The sequence below is a fragment of the Lentilactobacillus diolivorans DSM 14421 genome, from assembly GCF_001434255.1.
Classification (GTDB): Bacteria; Bacillota; Bacilli; order Lactobacillales; family Lactobacillaceae; genus Lentilactobacillus; species Lentilactobacillus diolivorans.
In genome coordinates, this window is sequence record NZ_AZEY01000090.1 from 284,735 (window position 1) to 301,136 (window position 16,402).

Consider the following 16,402-nt stretch of genomic DNA (forward strand, 5'->3'; position numbering starts at 1 on the left):
AATGAGGCAATACTATGGACAGACAAACTGAAACGGATCAGTTCAGTCAGAATGATGATCAATTATCTTCCGCGCTTAATCAGAAGATAACATATCTTAATGATCTGAATGATTCCGTTAAAAATGGTGACGATTTAAAGATCTACGAGTTAATGGATCCCAATCGTTTTGCGACTGAGTTAAAAGGCGAAGATTCTGATCAGCCAAAAGCTAGTTTTTTTGGATTAGCATCAGATTTGAACGCGCAGCTTAGTCATCATTTAAGTGATAAGTTAATTGATTATTTGGGGGCGACATATCCTTTCTTTTATTATCACGAATACGAACTGGGCAAATTCAATGTGTATTTTGGAAATTGGTGGGATCATCGGTTATTCGGTCAACTTGATCCGATTAATGTGCGGTTTGATTTTGCCGAAGACGAATACAATAAATTATCACAATCATTTAGTCTAGAGACTGACAATAAACGCGTTAATGATGATGAAATGCGTCAATTAGCAGAGAAAAACGAGTACCTTACCAAACTGATTCAAGACCAAGATAAACGCGATCAGCGTAAAGAAGCCATTCGTCAACAACTTAAGGAAAATGAGGAAAAGTCACCGATGCCCTGGGAGGCTGGCAAAGTAAAGGAAGAGCGTCAACGATTGAACGATGAGATGCTTGAGCTCACAAAAACTGATGAGCAGGCAACCAACGGTCGGTCAACCATTAAACAAAACGAGAATGAGATTCTTGTTTTATCTAAGGAAGAAACGATTTTGAGTCTTGAAAAACAGAATATTAGAGCAACTTTTGGGAGCTTTGAAGCCTTTATCGATAATAATAATCACCTCTACACAAAGTATCTGCAGAGTTTAGATAAAGAATCGCAGGTGAGTGATGGTGAGTAATGAAAATGAAGACCGGAAAATAACAACTAATGAACTTTTAGCTAATTATAGTCATGCCATTCAAAGCGGATTGGATAACGGGACAGCGTATATCAAGTCGTTTAATGTTTTAAATGAAACCCAAGATACTCAGGAATTATTATCTGCCGCTGTAAAACTCACAAGTTTTCAATTGGACACTGATTTTGTGACGTTCCCTCATAAATTCTCTGATGAAGATATTCAGCTTGTCTTTTTGGAACGTTTGTTAACGCTTTCTGGTATTGAAAATGAACTTGTCATTAGTAACCCGGAGCATGTTCAAAAATTGCTATGTAAATTTAGTGAGTTGGGTGATAAAACCTTTACTTTTTCACGATCAAGTAAAAATCCAGATGGCTTTTTCTTCGGACCAACAATGATGAATCGACCGCTTTTTTATGTTAACCTCAAGGCCAAAGAATTAATGTTTCATGGGTCGTCACTAATTGAATACTTTGTGGTTGACCTTGAAGGGATTAAAACTGACGAAATTAAGAGTGCTTTGCAAGTTATGGTAAAGGCGGCTCAAATTTTGAAAGAAAGTTTTGGTTTTAAAATTGACTTTAATGTCCTCGACAGTGTTAATGGTGAATTTTATGCGTTTGCCTCCGGTGACTTACCAGATTCAATTATGGATGAATTATTCGTAAAATCGGCTGAAAATCACTTTATCCTGATGTCTGCCCAAAATGGTGGTGCATCGTTAACATTGGACGATAAAACAGAAGTGACCGTTTATGATGCTGGGGATGCATCTCGACCAAAATGGGGTGCTACGATTCATGATCAGGATCAAAAAGAGAGCTGGCTGTGTCTTTTGTTGGATTATCCATTTATTAAAGAATGGTATTTAAGAAACCAAAAACAGCTGGAAATTCTCTCTAATCAATTTATTTTTGGATAGGAGATTTTCATGGATTTACAAAGCTTAATGACATCATCAGTTTTTTTAAACCGGCAAATTGAAGAGAAAAAACAATTACATTGGTCAAATGAAGCTCGAATTAAGAACGCATTTGTTTCGTTGGATGTTGAATTGTCAGAAATGGCGAATACGTCAGAATGGTTCAAAGTTTGGAAAATTCATCGCGGCAAGAGTGAACCAAATAAGACTCCAAAGGAAACACTGCTGTATGAATACGTTGATGCCCTTGATTTCTATTTGCTCATCTCAAATTTGAAGAATTGGAATCATTTTGTTTTGAATTCTCAAGATGATCTTTCAAAAATTAAGCAGTTAAAAAAGGAAGATAATTTGGATAAGCAATATTTAGCGATGAAGCGAATGCTATTTGATGCCTATTTTAACCACAGTGGTGATAGCTTTAATCATTCATGGCGGTTGTTTTTGAAATTTGGTTTAGTTGATTTCGGGTTTACCGAACAGGAAATCGAAACAGCGTTTAATGATAAGAATCAGATTAATCAGGAACGACAAAAAGACAATTATTAATTAGCATCGTGGGAGTCCAGGCAAAAAACAATTTTACCTGGACTCTTTTTTTATAGACCAATTTCAATCTAATTAAAATTGGTAAGTTCAAGCGAGTTAAACTGGATTTTTAAGTGACATGATAAAGGCTGATCAAACTTTACAGACGGCAATCATTTTTTGAAAATAAAAAATCAGCCGTTCTCACAGCTGAAACTTTGATGGATAATTGCACAGACACTTTTCCACGGTTGATTTTTTATTTTCGTTGAGCTAAATGCTTGCCGTTCTCTTTCATGGATGTTGGAGAACCGACAAAATACTGAATCAATCCACAAACTATAAATATGAAGACAATAAATAGAACGAATCCCACAACTTCCACCTCCTAAAATATAGCGGCAGAAAAACCGCCTACCTTGATTATCTTTTCTTAATACTTGTGATTCAAATATTTCGCATGAGAGCGTCTCTAATTTAATAAAAAATAAATTTTCTTAAGGAAATCATAATAAAGCCATTCCGGGTTTTATCGAATTAACATTGACTAGCTTGTTAATATTTCATATAATTGTCCTTGTTGATTTGTCGCAATAGCTCAGCTGGATAGAGCAACGGTCTTCTAAACCGTAGGTCGAGAGTTCGAATCTCTCTTGCGACATAACACTAGTTTTGTTGATATAGAGTAAACGGCTAAGGCAATTATGCCTTAGCCGTTTTTTCATTCATAACTATAAAAAGTTGGTGCTGTCCTCACCTTAATGGATTTAAGAATTATGATTCTTGTGAATTTTGAAAAGGTGGTTTATCTACTAGAATTTTTAGACCCTTTTTTTAACTGGTTCTCCAAGTCCTTCATTTCCAACTTTAAAGTTATATTTTCACTTTCAATATGTTTCAGTGTTTTAAAGATTTTGTTTAATCGATCGTCACTATCCTTTTTAGTGAAGAATGTGGTCATTGTACTTGTTAAGGAACCAATGAAACCAATACCAATGAACATTAAAAGGATAGCGGCAATTTTACCAATAACCGTATGAGGTGAAATGTCACCATACCCAACAGTCGTTGCAGTTGTAATTGCCCACCAAAGCGATTCTCCCCAAGAGACATTTTCGGCTAAGGCATACAATGTAGTTGACAGAAGTAAAGTTGCCAAACTTGTCCAAACTAAATAGATAAATCCATTGGTTTTTAAAATATTATGAGAATATTTTTGAATTTTACCAATAAAACCAACGAATCTTATGAAGCGAAAGGCTCGGGCGACTCTTATCAATCTCAAAATGCGTGCGAAACGAAAAAAACTAAAAATCGAGTAAAAAGGTAAAATTGCTAGTAAGTCAAAAATATTATGTTTAAAGAAATCCCATTTGTCATTGCTTAAAAATAATCTGATGAAGTAATCAGCGGTGAAAATTAGCAATATGCCATTATCCATTTCGAACCATGGTGATTCGTCTAAATTGATTGTTTTTGAAAAGTCACTGATGGCTAAAACTATTGAGAATAGTGCTAGAATAACAATGATTACATTATACATTTTTATAGTGTGTTTATTCATTGAATCCGCCTCGATTTTTAAATGATTTTGTAATACGGTTCAGATGTTTTTCTGTCGCTTACATAACCCATCACATCTGAATTGTAAGATATAGTCCGTAAAAGTAAAGTGTCTCACTTTGAATTGGCGACGGTTGGATAGTCATCGTTACCTAATGATTGATACGGCTTAACAATTAACAAAATAAGGGGTAATAGATTATCTTCAAGCTTTCTATTGACGAAGGTCAGTCAATTATGTATACTTGTATCGTTGTAATTGTGGCTTCCACAGCTACAACCGCTCGATTCGAGCTATCAAGTTCCTTTTTAAAGGGCGCTTTGTTTCGGCGAGTCTAAGCAAAAATACAAGGAGGTGCACAACATGTACGCAGTTATTACTACAGGCGGTAAGCAATACAAGGTTTCAGAAGGTGACGCCATTTACGTTGAAAAATTAAACGCAAGTGAGGGCGACAAAGTTACTTTTGATCAAGTTGTTATGCTCGGCGGTGATTCAGCAAAATTTGGTACACCATTAGTTGATGGCGCATCAGTTACTGGAACTGTTGAAAAACAAGGACGTCAAAAGAAGATTACCATCTTCCGTTACAAACCCAAGAAGGGTTCACGTTCAAAGAAGGGCCATCGTCAACCATATACCAAGGTTGTCATTGATTCTATCAAGGCTTAATTTAAGTTTGAGGTGACTGATAAGATGATTCAAGCAACCATTCACCATTATCGTGATCACGTGAGCGGCTTTACGATCACCGGCCATGCTGATGCAGGGGAATACGGACAGGATATTGTTTGTTCAGCTGTTTCTGTTCTAAGTATCACAACTGTTAACGGCTTACAAGAGGTTGTTGGTTTAGACGTTAGCGTCGATAGCGATGATAAAAATGGCGGCTATTTATCAGTTGAAATCCCTGTTATTGCTAATTCAAAAAAGGGTCTCCAGGCAGATGCCATTTTGAAGACCTTTGAAAATGGCATGGCGGATATCGCTTCAAGTTATAGTGATTATATTAAGTTAAAAGTAGCTAATTAAACAAGTTAAATCTGGAGGTGTAAACCTATGCTAGCAATGAATTTACAATTCTTCTCTCACCATAAAGGTGGTGGATCAACTGCTAACGGCCGTAACTCAGCTGGTCGTCGTTTAGGCGCCAAAGCTGCTGATGGCTCATCAGTACACAGTGGTTCAATTATTTATCGTCAACGGGGCACTCATATCTATCCGGGAAACAATGTTAGTCGTGGAAACGATGATACGTTGTTTGCTTTGGTCGACGGTGTTGTTCGCTTCGAGCGTAAGGGCCGCGATAAGCGCCAAGTTTCAGTTTATCCAGTTGCTGAAACTGCTAAGTAATCTTTTAGTTTTTTCAAAAAGGGCCGGTTAGGGTCCTTTTTTTGTTCGAATGAATGATATCCGAATTAAAACATTTTTATAAGTTGATTGGATGTCAGGGTAAGATGTTAAGAATTTAAGGTTATTCACGAAAAAATGGATATTTGACATTAAAGTATTATATAATTATTGTATGTTACTTTATATTTAGGAGGAACAAAAATGGCAATTTCAACTGCTGATTTTAAAAATGGATTAACTATCGAAGTCGATGGTGCGATCTGGAGAATTTTGAGTTTTCAACACGTTAAACCTGGTAAAGGCGGCGCATTTGTTCGTTCAAAGTTAAAGAACTTAAGAACGGGTGCCGTTCAGGAAAAGACATTCCGAGCCGGCGCTAAAATGGAACAAGCTCAAATTGATTCTCGTAATATGCAGTATTTGTATGCTGACGGTGACCAACACGTTTTCATGGACACAGATACGTATGATCAAATTTCAATTCCAGCTGAAGAAATAAAATCTGAGCTCAAGTACCTTCAGGAAAATATGGATGTTAACGTCATTCAATATGGCAATGAGACACTGGGAATTGAGCTCCCTAACACAGTGACACTTGAAGTTGCTGAAACCGAGCCGGGTATCAAAGGTGATACAGCTTCTGGTGGTTCCAAACCTGCTACGATGACAACTGGTTTAACTTTACAAGTACCATTTTTTGTTAACCAGGGTGACAAGTTAGTGATTAACACAACTGATGGAACTTACATTTCACGAGCATAGTAATTTGATCTGATTTAAAACGGAGGCTTTTTATAATGGCTGAAGATACGAATATTATTCTCCACACAAATGATCCTGAATTGGGTAAGATTGAAATTGCCCCCAATGTTCTTGAAATTATCGCTGGCGTTGCTGCTGCTCAAGTGGATGGTGTTAATCGGATGAGAGGATCATTTTCATCGAGTGTTAACGAATTGCTTGGTCGACGTAAGGAACATGGCAAAGGCGTTAAACTCACTTATACCAACGAAGAATTAGATGTGGATATTTATGTTTACTTGAATTACGGTGTTTCTGTTCCAAAGGTTGCTTTAGAGATTCAGAGCCAAGTTGAACAGCAACTTTTGTTTATGACTGAAATTAAAGTTCATGAAGTGAATGTGCACGTTCAGGGCGTTATTCCGGAGAAAACAACCAGTACTGTTGACCCCAATAACCCGTTTGCAGATGATGAAGAGAATGGTGACGAATAGTGGAATTAAACCGACACCAAATTCGTGAACTCGCCTTTCAGACGCTGTTTGCGTTAAATACAAATGAACAGACTGATCGAGAAAGTTTTTTCCAGGTTTTGACGGACGGTAAGTATGGCGATAAGTATCCTGATTATTTAGAACAATTAATCACGGGTGTTCTTGACCATAAGGATAAAATTGACCAAACGATTGAAAAGTATTTAATCAGTGGTTGGTCACTAAACCGAATTGCGAAAACTGATTTAATTATTCTTGAAATTGCGCTTTACGAGATGATGTATGTTGATGATTTACCGGCAAAGGTTTCAATTAATGAAGCGATTGAACTTGCTAAAAAATTTAGCGATGATCGTTCCAGAAAATTTGTTAACGGGATTTTGTCACATGCTTTAGAAGAACTGGTAAAATAGATTTACATATTTGTAAGTCTATTTTTTTGTATCCTGAGTCAATCAGTGGCTTACAATTCAAAAGGAGAGGTTTCGAGATGGCGACAGTTATCGATGGTAAAGCACTTGCTAAAAAAATAAATGAACAGACCACCCAACGGGTTGAAAAATTACAAGCAGATTATGGCATTACGCCCGGGTTAGTTGTCCTCATTGTGGGAACTGATCAAGCCAGTGAACGTTACGTTCGCAATAAGCATCGAACAGCTCAGCGTTTAGGAATTAATTCGATCGTTCGACAATTGCCGGTCGATATTTCTGAAGCTGAGCTGCTTAAAATCATTCAGCAATATAATAATGATCCGACAATTGATGGCATCCTTGTTCAAGATCCGTTGCCTGATCAGATTAACGAAAAAGATGTTACTCGCACAATTTTGCCAGAAAAAGATGTGGACGGTTTTCACCCGGTTAATGTTGGTAAGCTCTTTATTGATGATTCAACAAAATATCCGGTTTCTTGTACCCCTAAGGGAATTATGACGATGTTTGATGAATATGGGATTTCCTTGAAAGGCAAAAAAGCGGTCATGATTGGTAGAAGTGCAATTGTTGGTAAACCGATGGCTGCTTTAATGATTAACGCTGGCGCAACAGTTTCAATTTTGAATCGTTACACACCAGATATTAAGGATTATACAAAGGATGCTGATATTATTGTCTCTGCAACTGGTCAATTACATTTGTTGGGTCCTGATGCAATTAAATCAGGTGCCGTCATTATTGATGTTGGTCAGAACATGAATGAACAAGGTCATTTGGTCGGGGATGTTGACTATGATGATGTTTTTGATAAAGTTGGCTTTATTACACCCGTTCCAGGTGGAGTTGGTCCAATGACTATTGCAACATTGATGCAGCAAAGTGTTGATTTGGCAGAATGGGGCATGCAACGTGGAAAATGATTATCTGACTGTTAGTGCGTTAACAAAATATATTAAGCGTAAATTTGATGTGGATCCTTATCTGAATAAGATTTATTTAACGGGTGAAATTTCTAACTTTCGTTTACGGCCAAACGCACATCAATATTTTAGTTTAAAAGACGATCATGCAAAAATTAGTGCCATCATGTTCAAGTCTGCGTTTAATAAGATTAAGTTTACCCCTGAAGAAGGGATGAAGGTCCTTGTTGTGGGTCACATTTCAGTTTATGAGCCGTCGGGAAGCTATCAGATTTATGTGGAGCGAATGGAACCGGATGGTGTCGGTCAGCTGTACCAAGCCTACGAACAATTAAAAAAGAAATTGGCAACTGAAGGACTGTTTAGTTTGGAAAAACAGGAGCTGCCAAAGTTTCCAAAACAAATTGCCGTTGTGACATCCCCAAGTGGTGCCGTTATTCGCGATATCATTACGACGGTTCGGCGACGGTATCCGATTGCTCAAATCGTCTTGTTTCCTGCATTAGTTCAAGGAACGGAAGCTAGCGCCGATATTGTTCAACAAATTCAACGGGTAAATGAAATTGGTGGTTTTGATACTTTAATTGTTGGCCGTGGTGGCGGTTCAATTGAAGACTTGTGGCCATTTAATGAAGAGAACGTTGCCAGAGCAATTGTTGCCAGTAAAATTCCGATCATTTCTTCAGTTGGGCATGAGACTGACACAACGATTGCTGATCTGGTTGCTGATGTTCGCGCTGCAACCCCAACTGCAGCCGCAGAACTGGCTGTTCCCCGATTGGATCAGGTGTTGGTTGATCTAAAGACCTCGCAAAATCGCATCGTGAATGCTGAATACCAAATTCTTGAACAGTTAAAATTGAGACTCAAACGGCTTGAACAATCCCCAGTCTTGACTGCTCCTCAACGAATTTACGAAACATTCTCACAGCGTTTAGACATACTGACCCAACGCTTGTATAATCAGGCGGATAAGATTACCGGTAAGCGAAAGTACCAGTTTGCTGATCTTAAAATGCGATTAAGACTGGTGGCACCTACGTATGCGATTAAACAACAACAACAATTGTTGACGACTTTGCAGGCACGGCTTGAAAGGGCAACCAAGCAGAATTTTAAAAATATTCACCAACATTATCAGGTATTGGTTGGCTCACTGGATCATTTAAGTCCTTTGAAGATCCTAAGTCGCGGTTATACGTATACGACTGACGATGCGAACCATTTTATTAGCAGAGTGAGTCAATTAAAGAGTCACTCAGTTCAAGTCCATTTTAGTGATGGAATATTAAAGGCTCGTGTTGATCAGGTAATACCTAAAGAAAAAGAGGAAAAGAAGAATGGCTGATAAGCAACAAGATAACCAAACATTTGAACAAAAAATGGACCAGTTGGAAACGATTGTGAACCAGTTGGAACAGGGAAACGTTTCTTTAGAAGATTCGATGGACAAATTTAAGACTGGAATCAAATTAAGCGAACAGCTTCAGGACACACTTACCAAAGCCGAACATACAATGGCAAAAATGATGGATAAAAATGGCGATGAAGTTTCGTTTGAAAATGCCGATGATAAAAAGGATGATGCTGATGGGAACCAAGCTAAGTAAGTTTATCCAAACATGGGTACCCCAAATTGATACAATTTTAGAAAATGATATCCAAAGAGATGCCGATCAACAACGATTAGCCGAATCAATGAGCTATTCGGTTAATGCCGGTGGCAAACGGTTACGTCCCTTATTGACGCTGGCGACGCTTCAAACAGTTGGTCATCCAATTGATCACGTTATTTTGAAAGTCGCTTGTGCGCTGGAGCTCATGCACTCTTATTCACTGATTCACGATGATCTGCCTGCGATGGATAACGATGATCTTCGCCGTGGCAAACCAACTAATCACGTCAAATATGGGGCGGGGATGGCAACTCTTGCCGGGGATGGCCTGCAGACTCTTGCTTTTCAATGGCTCGTGGATAATAATTTGAATTCCATTAAACAGGCTGAATTGACTCTCGCACTTTCCAAAGCCGCCGGCCCGCATGGAATGGTTTCTGGACAGGCAGATGATATTCAATTTGAGGGCACTCGATTGTCTTTAAAAGGTCTTCAAAAATTAGATCGGAATAAAACCGGTGCATTGATTCGTTATGCGGTGGAAGCCGGTCTGATTATTGCGGCAACGCCTAAAAGCGATCGAAAATTGTTACTCCAATTCGCTGAATTGTTTGGATCGGCCTTTCAAATTTATGATGATATTTTAGACGTTGTTGGCGATGAAAAAGCAATTGGTAAGCCGGTGCATCAAGATAATGGTAAGAACACCTATCCTAATTTGCTTGGCTTGGATCAATCTTATTCTGTTCTAAGCCAGACAGTCGCTCGAGCAAAACAGGTCTTATATGACGCTCAACAGCTATCTGGGATAGACACTTCTCTATTAGTGGATTTTTGTAGTTATTTTAAAATTAAGGACGAAAAATAAGAATGGAAAAACAACGTGTTGATGTATTATTAGTGACCCAGGGCTTATTTGATACTCGAGAGAAAGCCAAACGAGCAGTGATGGCAGGAGAGATTCTTGGTGACAATGAAGAAAGATTGGACAAGCCAGGCATGAAGATTCCGGTAGATACCGAGCTTCATCTCAAAGGAAAACCCATGCCTTATGTCAGTCGCGGAGGCTTAAAACTTGCGAAAGCATTAAAAGTCTTTAATATTGATGTCAACCATCTAACTGTTTTAGATATCGGTTCCTCAACTGGTGGATTTACAGACGTCATGCTTCAAAGTGGAGCTAAATTAAGCTATGCCTTGGATGTCGGCAGCAATCAACTGGTTTGGAAACTTAGGGAAGATCCAAGAGTGGTTGTGATGGAGCATACTAACTTTCGTTACAGTAAGCTGAGTGATTTTACCCATGGGCAACCACAGTTTGCTTCGATTGATGTCTCATTCATTTCACTGGAGTTGATCTTACCACCACTTAAGCAGATTCTAGTTAAAGATGGCATAGTTGTGGCGCTAATCAAGCCGCAATTTGAAGCTGGTCGAGAGAATGTTGGCAAGCATGGGATTGTCCGAGATTCTAATGTTCACAAGATGGTTCTTGAAAAGATCCTCCATTTTGCCGTCAAGGCTGGTTATTCAGTTGAAAATTTGGATTATTCTCCGATTAAGGGTGGTGCCGGCAATATTGAATTCTTAGTGCAGCTTAAATCAACCGATAAGCCAACAATGGGTGCTAATATTTCAATTGAAAAAGTGATTGAGAACGCTTATTCTGAACTCAAGGGTTAACAATCAATGCGTACTTAAAACTTTTTGGAGATGACGATATGCGGAAAAAAGAACGACAGCGGCTTATTAAACAGCTACTTACTAGTAACAACATTCAACGTCAAGAAGATTTCGTGAGTTTGCTCGGCGATCAGGGGATTCGGGTCACCCAAGCAACCGTCTCGCGAGATATTAAGGATATGCAGCTGGTTAAAGTCCCCTCGGTGACCGGTGGCTATCGGTATAGTTTGCCAACTCAAAAAAATGTTGATACAGAGAAAAAATTAATTCAAACGATTCGTGATTCATTTGTCTCAGTGGCTTCACAGGACAAGATGATTTTTATGAAGGTTTTACCTGGTAGTGGCCCAGTCATTTCGAGCCTGCTTTATCAAATGAATTACAGCGGGATATTTGGAACAATTGGCGATGACAGTACTGTTTTGATCGTTTGTAAAACCGAAGAAAGCACCGCAGATTTTCGTGAACGAATTGACAACATGTTAAGCAATTAATGATTATCATTGAAAGGATTTATTTATGTTACTTGAACTATCAATTACTGACTTTGCAATAATTGAACATTTAGATATTGAATTCCAATCTGGAATGACCGTTTTGACAGGTGAAACAGGTGCCGGCAAATCAATCATCATTGACGCGGTTGGGTTGTTGGTCGGTGGTCGTGGGTCGCATGATTTAATTCGAACTGGAGCCAAGAAATCGGTAATTCAAGGAAACTTTATTCTTCATGATGATAATCCTACATATTCGGTTCTTGATAAATTAGGGATTGATCACTCGGATGGAAACGTTATTATCGAACGAGAGATATTTGCCAATGGTCGTAATAGTTGTCGCGTTAATGGCATCATGATTAACATTGCGACGTTAAAACGAATTGGCGAAACAATGGTTGATATTCAAGGCCAAAATGAACATCAGGAATTGATGAGACCAGAAAAACATATTCAACTATTGGATGATTTTGCTGATGATCAGCTCCGAGCTATTATGGCTAAGTATCAGCAAGAATACGATGAATTTGTAAAGCTTCGTGATTTAAACGAAAAAAAGCACGAGAATGAAAAAGAATGGGCGCAACGAGTTGACATGCTAAAATTTCAGATTAAGGAAATTGAAGCAGCTGATCTTCATGAAAATGAAGACACCGATTTAGTCTCAGAGCGTGATCATCTCACTAATTTTCAAAGAATTCATGATTCATTGGTGAATAGTTATGAGGGTATCAATGGTGAACAAACAGGATCGTTGGATTCAATTGGTTCAGCAATGAGTGCTATGCAGGATATTGAAGATTTAGATCCCCAATATAAGCAAATTTCTGATGATTTGTCGGGTGCCTTTTTTACATTGCAGGATGTTGCCAGTCAAATTTCAGATCAATTAAGTAATCTTGAATTTGATCAAGATCGTTTAGATCAGGTTGAGCAACGATTAAATACGATCTATCAACTAAAGCATAAATACGGTGATTCGGTTTCTCAGATATTGGATTATCTTCGTAAAATCAAAGATGAGCTTAACGAGATGTCTGGGAATACAGCTGCCCATGATGATCTGGAAGCTCAACTGACTGAAATAAAGTTATCACTGGTTGAACATGCAAAAAAGATTAGTCAGATTCGTCGAAAAGTTTCTAAGAAGTTGGAAAAGGCGGTTCACAAGCAGCTGGCCGATTTATATATGGATAAGGCCGTCTTTGAAGTTCGAATTCGCCAGAACACATCTCTGAATCGATTGGGAGCTGATCACGTCGAATTTTATATTCAGACAAATCCGGGTGAAAAGATGCTGCCATTGGTTAAATCAGCTTCAGGTGGTGAATTATCGCGGATTATGCTGGCTTTAAAAACGATGTTTGCTAAAGCTGCCGGAGTGACGTCGATTATTTTTGATGAGGTTGATACCGGTGTGTCTGGCCGAGTAGCCCAAGCAATTGGAAACAAAATCTATACAATTTCAACCAAATCACAGGTCTTATGTATTACTCATTTACCACAGGTTGCGGCGATGAGTGATCATCATTACTTTATCGAAAAAAAGGTGCATGATGATCGGACTACGACAACAATCACTGAATTAACTGCGGCTCAGAGTGTCACTGAAATTTCAAGAATGTTATCGGGAACAGCAATTACCAAATTGACCAAGGAACATGCTGGTGAACTGCTTAGATTGGCAGACGAAGAAAAGAAGAAAATTAGCGTGTAAACGATAAATAAACGCTTGGCTTATAAAAGTTCCCTTTGAATGGGGAATGGCCAATATTTTGTTATAATTGGGTGATCAAGTTATAACTCATTCTGTGGGTGATGGGAATTGGATTCTTTTTGGCTATATTAAATTAACTTTTCCTGGATATAAAAAAGGCTGCAGCAAATTGATTGCAGCAGTCTCTGTGGATGATGGTTGTTAGTTTCGTTTAATCGATTGAATTTCTCCAAGACTAAAAAGTCGATTCATACTTCCATCACTAGAAGTGACGAGATATCGGTCACCGGAAATTCTATTTAAAATTCCCGTGGCGGCCGGAGTTTGATCATTAAATTGAATGGTGACCTGAAAGTTTCTGGATAATGCCTGATCAATAAAAAAGTTAAGTTGGAAAGTCGGCATCTGTTTTAATTGAGTGTGTGGTGTGATTTCGAAGAAACGATAGTAATTATCTTTAACTGATTTACTGATCTCTGAGAGATAGGATTGTTTGTTTTGCATGTTTTGTTCACCCCGAACGTTTGTTTGTAATTTCATTATACGAACATTAGTTCTAAAACGCAACCCCCAATTTTGAATTTAATCAAATTCCCATAAAACATTGATTTAACTTGTCAAACGGGGGAAAAAGGGCGATAATTGTTGGTATTATAAATAATTGAAGGGATTTTATCAATGGCAAAAAGAGGAATGTTGATTGTTTTATCTGGACCATCTGGTGTTGGTAAGGGAACAGTGCGAAAGGCGCTTTTTGAACAACCAGACGTTGATTTTGAATATTCAACTTCAATGACGACCAGGAAGCCTCGACCGGGAGAAAAGAACGGCGTTGATTATTATTTTGTTTCAAAAGAACAATTTGAAAGTAATATTCAAAATGGTGAAATGTTAGAATATGCCAAATACGTTGACAATTACTATGGCACACCATTAAAATACGTTAATGAAACGTTAGATTCCGGAAAAGATGTTTTTTTGGAGATTGAAGTGAATGGTGCCATGCAAGTTCGTGCAAATTGTCCCGATGCTGTGTTCGTATTTTTGACCCCACCAGATCTTATGGAGCTTAAGCACCGACTTGTTGGTCGCGGAACCGATAAGATGGATGTCATCAACAAACGAATTAAAAAAGCGGTTGGTGAAATTAGCATGATGCGGAATTACGATTACGCAGTGTTGAATGATAAGGTACCATTTGCCGTTGATCGAATAAAGTCAATTATTCGAAGTGAAAGGTTAAAAGTTGCCCGGGTAATGCCCGACTACGAATCGATGTTAGGAGACGATTAAACTATGTTACTTTACCCATCAGTAGATAAGCTACTAGATAAGATTGATTCACGATATTCTTTGATTATGCTTGCCAGTAAACGGGCTCATGAATTAGATGCCGGCGCTAAACCACTGTTAGATAGCTATAAATCACAAAAATCAGTTGGAAAAGCACTTGAAGAGATTGCAGCCGGCGTTTTGAAGATTGATCCAAACGAAAAAGACTTTAATTAGCGATTTGTTTATGAATCTGAGACTGGGACAAAATGAAAAATTTTGTCACCAGTCTTTTTTACATTTAGATCATTAATTGATAACAATCGAATTAATAGTTGAGAATTAACAAGGACATTGCAATTGTCAATGTATGGGATTATTCCTATCTAAATTAATCGAAAATAAATGTCAATCGGTATTGATTAAAATAAACACGATTGGATTACGAATTCAGGTTGCCTTGAATTATTGGCTTATCTGCTTGTGCTTATTAATTGATTTTCTTACAATTAGATTTGTATTAAGAAGAAACGGCGGTGAACATATTGTTTCAAAACAAAAAAATTACATTATTTGTGACTGGAAGTATTGCAGTTTACAAATCTTTAATTTTGACACGGTTACTGGTTAAAAATAATAATGATGTTCAGGTAGTTATGACGGAAGCGGCGCAAAAATTTGTGACGCCCTTGGCCTTTCAAACACTCAGTAAACATCGAGTGGTAACAGATGACTTCAGTTCCGATGATCCTAAAAGTATTCCTCACGTCAAATTGGCTGATGAAACCGATTTAGCGATTGTTGCTCCGGCTACAGCAAATACGATTGCAAAAATGGCTGATGGCATTGCTGATAATGTGGTTAACGCAACACTTCTGGCGACGACAAGTCCAATCTTTGTGATACCGGCAATGAATAACCATATGTTCAATAATTTCGCGACTCAAAATAATTTAACCAGGTTGGCAAGCGCTGGGATTCATGTAATGACTCCGGAAACCGGTTTTTTAGCTGAAGGTTATTCTGGACAGGGACGAATGCCTGAGCCAGAAGCAATTTTAAACTGGGTGATGTCTTCATATCAACCGGTGCCAACAGCGTTAACTGGTAAAAAAGTTGTTGTAACTGCCGGTGGAACTCGTGAACCTTTAGACCCGGTTCGATACTTAACAAACCATTCCTCTGGAAAAATGGGGTATGCGATTGCCCACGCAGCCCAATTGGCGGGCGCCGAGGTGACATTAATTTCCGCGAATTCATCTCTACAGATACCCAATCATGTTAGACTAATAAAGGTAGAAACGGCTGCGGATATGTTAACTGCAGTTCAAAAAGCTTTTCAATCAGCAGACGTGTTGATTATGTCAGCCGCAATTGCTGATTTCCGACCGGCTCATGTGGCCGATCGAAAAATAAAAAAGAGTACTGATAATCAAAGGATGACGTTGGATTTGATTCGAAATCCAGATATTTTGGAGACGGTTGGTCAAACGAAACAGAAAGATCAAGTAATGATCGGTTTTGCAGCCGAAACAAATGATTTAATTATGAATGCTCAAAAGAAAATTAAAGCCAAGAACTTGGATATGATTGTTGCCAATGATGTTTCAAAAAAGACAATTGGTTTTAATTCTGACAACAACCAAGTGACTTTTCTATTTGCTAATGGCGATCAAATCAAAACAGATGTCGAGAGTAAACAGCAAATAGCCAATCGTTTGGTTAGACTAATCGCTGATAAATTTCTTTGATTGAGAGG

Annotated in this window: 21 protein-coding genes, 1 tRNA gene and 1 other annotated feature; of the genes, 20 read left to right on the forward strand and 2 right to left on the reverse strand. The window is 38.2% G+C overall.

The genetic code is table 11. The annotated features are described in order from the left end of the window. Positions 1–14 precede the first annotated feature (14 nt). From FC85_RS10945 to FC85_RS10960, 4 genes are all read left to right on the forward strand, one after another. The gene (locus FC85_RS10945) at positions 15–896 is read left to right on the forward strand and encodes a hypothetical protein (protein WP_057865572.1); all 882 of its coding nucleotides are present in this window, start codon (positions 15–17) and stop codon (positions 894–896) included. After that, positions 886–1,821, forward strand: coding sequence for a hypothetical protein (locus FC85_RS10950; RefSeq protein ID WP_057865573.1), 936 nt, complete (start codon positions 886–888; stop codon positions 1,819–1,821). The genes FC85_RS10945 and FC85_RS10950 overlap by 11 nt, the downstream gene beginning before the upstream one ends. A gap of 9 nt (positions 1,822–1,830) precedes the next feature. Continuing rightward, the gene (locus FC85_RS10955; protein ID WP_057865574.1) at positions 1,831–2,370 is read left to right on the forward strand and encodes a dUTPase; all 540 of its coding nucleotides are present in this window, start codon (positions 1,831–1,833) and stop codon (positions 2,368–2,370) included. Between the two features lie 566 nt (positions 2,371–2,936). Further along, positions 2,937–3,010 (forward strand) — tRNA-Arg (locus FC85_RS10960). A 144-nt stretch (positions 3,011–3,154) separates the two neighbouring features. On the opposite strand, the gene FC85_RS10965 is transcribed toward FC85_RS10960, so the two are convergent. Beyond that, positions 3,155–3,913, reverse strand: coding sequence for a potassium channel family protein (locus tag FC85_RS10965; protein ID WP_057865575.1), 759 nt, complete (start codon positions 3,911–3,913; stop codon positions 3,155–3,157). A gap of 267 nt (positions 3,914–4,180) precedes the next feature. Continuing rightward, positions 4,181–4,259 (forward strand) — a sequence feature (ribosomal protein L21 leader region). A 17-nt stretch (positions 4,260–4,276) separates the two neighbouring features. Between FC85_RS10965 and rplU the strand changes: the two genes are divergently transcribed. From rplU to recN, 13 genes are all read left to right on the forward strand, one after another. Further along, a complete protein-coding gene (rplU, locus tag FC85_RS10970; RefSeq protein ID WP_057865576.1) occupies positions 4,277–4,585 on the forward strand; it encodes a 50S ribosomal protein L21 in 309 nt (102 codons plus the stop codon). A gap of 24 nt (positions 4,586–4,609) precedes the next feature. Continuing rightward, positions 4,610–4,945 carry a ribosomal-processing cysteine protease Prp gene (locus tag FC85_RS10975; RefSeq protein WP_057865577.1) on the forward strand — a complete coding sequence of 112 codons (336 nt, stop codon included), beginning with the start codon at positions 4,610–4,612 and terminating at the stop codon, positions 4,943–4,945. Positions 4,946–4,972: 27 nt separating this feature from the next. Next, positions 4,973–5,266, forward strand: a complete 294-nt coding sequence (gene rpmA, locus FC85_RS10980; protein WP_057865578.1) for a 50S ribosomal protein L27 — start codon at positions 4,973–4,975, stop codon at positions 5,264–5,266. A gap of 201 nt (positions 5,267–5,467) precedes the next feature. After that, complete coding sequence (gene efp, locus FC85_RS10985) at positions 5,468–6,028, forward strand: elongation factor P (RefSeq protein WP_057865579.1); 561 nt, start codon at positions 5,468–5,470, stop codon at positions 6,026–6,028. A gap of 35 nt (positions 6,029–6,063) precedes the next feature. Next, the gene (locus tag FC85_RS10990; protein WP_057865580.1) at positions 6,064–6,501 is read left to right on the forward strand and encodes an Asp23/Gls24 family envelope stress response protein; all 438 of its coding nucleotides are present in this window, start codon (positions 6,064–6,066) and stop codon (positions 6,499–6,501) included. Continuing rightward, positions 6,501–6,914: a transcription antitermination factor NusB gene (gene nusB, locus FC85_RS10995; RefSeq protein WP_057865581.1), complete on the forward strand. Its 414-nt coding sequence runs from the start codon at positions 6,501–6,503 to the stop codon at positions 6,912–6,914. Before FC85_RS10990 ends, nusB begins: the two co-directional genes overlap by 1 nt. A 77-nt stretch (positions 6,915–6,991) precedes the next feature. Then, on the forward strand, positions 6,992–7,858 hold the full coding sequence (locus FC85_RS11000) for a bifunctional 5,10-methylenetetrahydrofolate dehydrogenase/5,10-methenyltetrahydrofolate cyclohydrolase (protein ID WP_057865582.1): 867 nt from the start codon (positions 6,992–6,994) through the stop codon (positions 7,856–7,858). Next, positions 7,848–9,206, forward strand: a complete 1,359-nt coding sequence (gene xseA / locus FC85_RS11005; RefSeq protein WP_057865583.1) for an exodeoxyribonuclease VII large subunit — start codon at positions 7,848–7,850, stop codon at positions 9,204–9,206. Before FC85_RS11000 ends, xseA begins: the two co-directional genes overlap by 11 nt. Beyond that, entirely contained in the window at positions 9,199–9,468 is a 270-nt protein-coding gene (locus tag FC85_RS11010) for an exodeoxyribonuclease VII small subunit (RefSeq protein ID WP_057865584.1), read from the forward strand. The genes xseA and FC85_RS11010 overlap by 8 nt, the downstream gene beginning before the upstream one ends. Then, positions 9,449–10,342: a polyprenyl synthetase family protein gene (locus FC85_RS11015; RefSeq protein ID WP_083485118.1), complete on the forward strand. Its 894-nt coding sequence runs from the start codon at positions 9,449–9,451 to the stop codon at positions 10,340–10,342. Before FC85_RS11010 ends, FC85_RS11015 begins: the two co-directional genes overlap by 20 nt. A gap of 2 nt (positions 10,343–10,344) precedes the next feature. Continuing rightward, complete coding sequence (locus tag FC85_RS11020; RefSeq protein WP_057865586.1) at positions 10,345–11,157, forward strand: TlyA family RNA methyltransferase; 813 nt, start codon at positions 10,345–10,347, stop codon at positions 11,155–11,157. Positions 11,158–11,195: 38 nt separating this feature from the next. Continuing rightward, positions 11,196–11,651, forward strand: coding sequence for an arginine repressor (locus FC85_RS11025; protein ID WP_057865587.1), 456 nt, complete (start codon positions 11,196–11,198; stop codon positions 11,649–11,651). Between the two features lie 25 nt (positions 11,652–11,676). Next, entirely contained in the window at positions 11,677–13,371 is a 1,695-nt protein-coding gene (recN, locus tag FC85_RS11030; RefSeq protein ID WP_057865588.1) for a DNA repair protein RecN, read from the forward strand. 201 nt (positions 13,372–13,572) lie between these two features. On the opposite strand, the gene FC85_RS11035 is transcribed toward recN, so the two are convergent. Then, positions 13,573–13,875 carry a hypothetical protein gene (locus FC85_RS11035; protein WP_057865668.1) on the reverse strand — a complete coding sequence of 101 codons (303 nt, stop codon included), beginning with the start codon at positions 13,873–13,875 and terminating at the stop codon, positions 13,573–13,575. A 174-nt stretch (positions 13,876–14,049) separates the two neighbouring features. Between FC85_RS11035 and gmk the strand changes: the two genes are divergently transcribed. From gmk to coaBC, 3 genes are all read left to right on the forward strand, one after another. After that, positions 14,050–14,664: a guanylate kinase gene (gene gmk, locus FC85_RS11040; protein ID WP_057865589.1), complete on the forward strand. Its 615-nt coding sequence runs from the start codon at positions 14,050–14,052 to the stop codon at positions 14,662–14,664. Between the two features lie 3 nt (positions 14,665–14,667). Next, positions 14,668–14,880 carry a DNA-directed RNA polymerase subunit omega gene (gene rpoZ / locus FC85_RS11045; RefSeq protein ID WP_057865590.1) on the forward strand — a complete coding sequence of 71 codons (213 nt, stop codon included), beginning with the start codon at positions 14,668–14,670 and terminating at the stop codon, positions 14,878–14,880. Between the two features lie 308 nt (positions 14,881–15,188). Continuing rightward, complete coding sequence (gene coaBC, locus FC85_RS11050; protein WP_057865591.1) at positions 15,189–16,394, forward strand: bifunctional phosphopantothenoylcysteine decarboxylase/phosphopantothenate--cysteine ligase CoaBC; 1,206 nt, start codon at positions 15,189–15,191, stop codon at positions 16,392–16,394. The last annotated feature ends 8 nt before the right edge of the window (positions 16,395–16,402 follow it).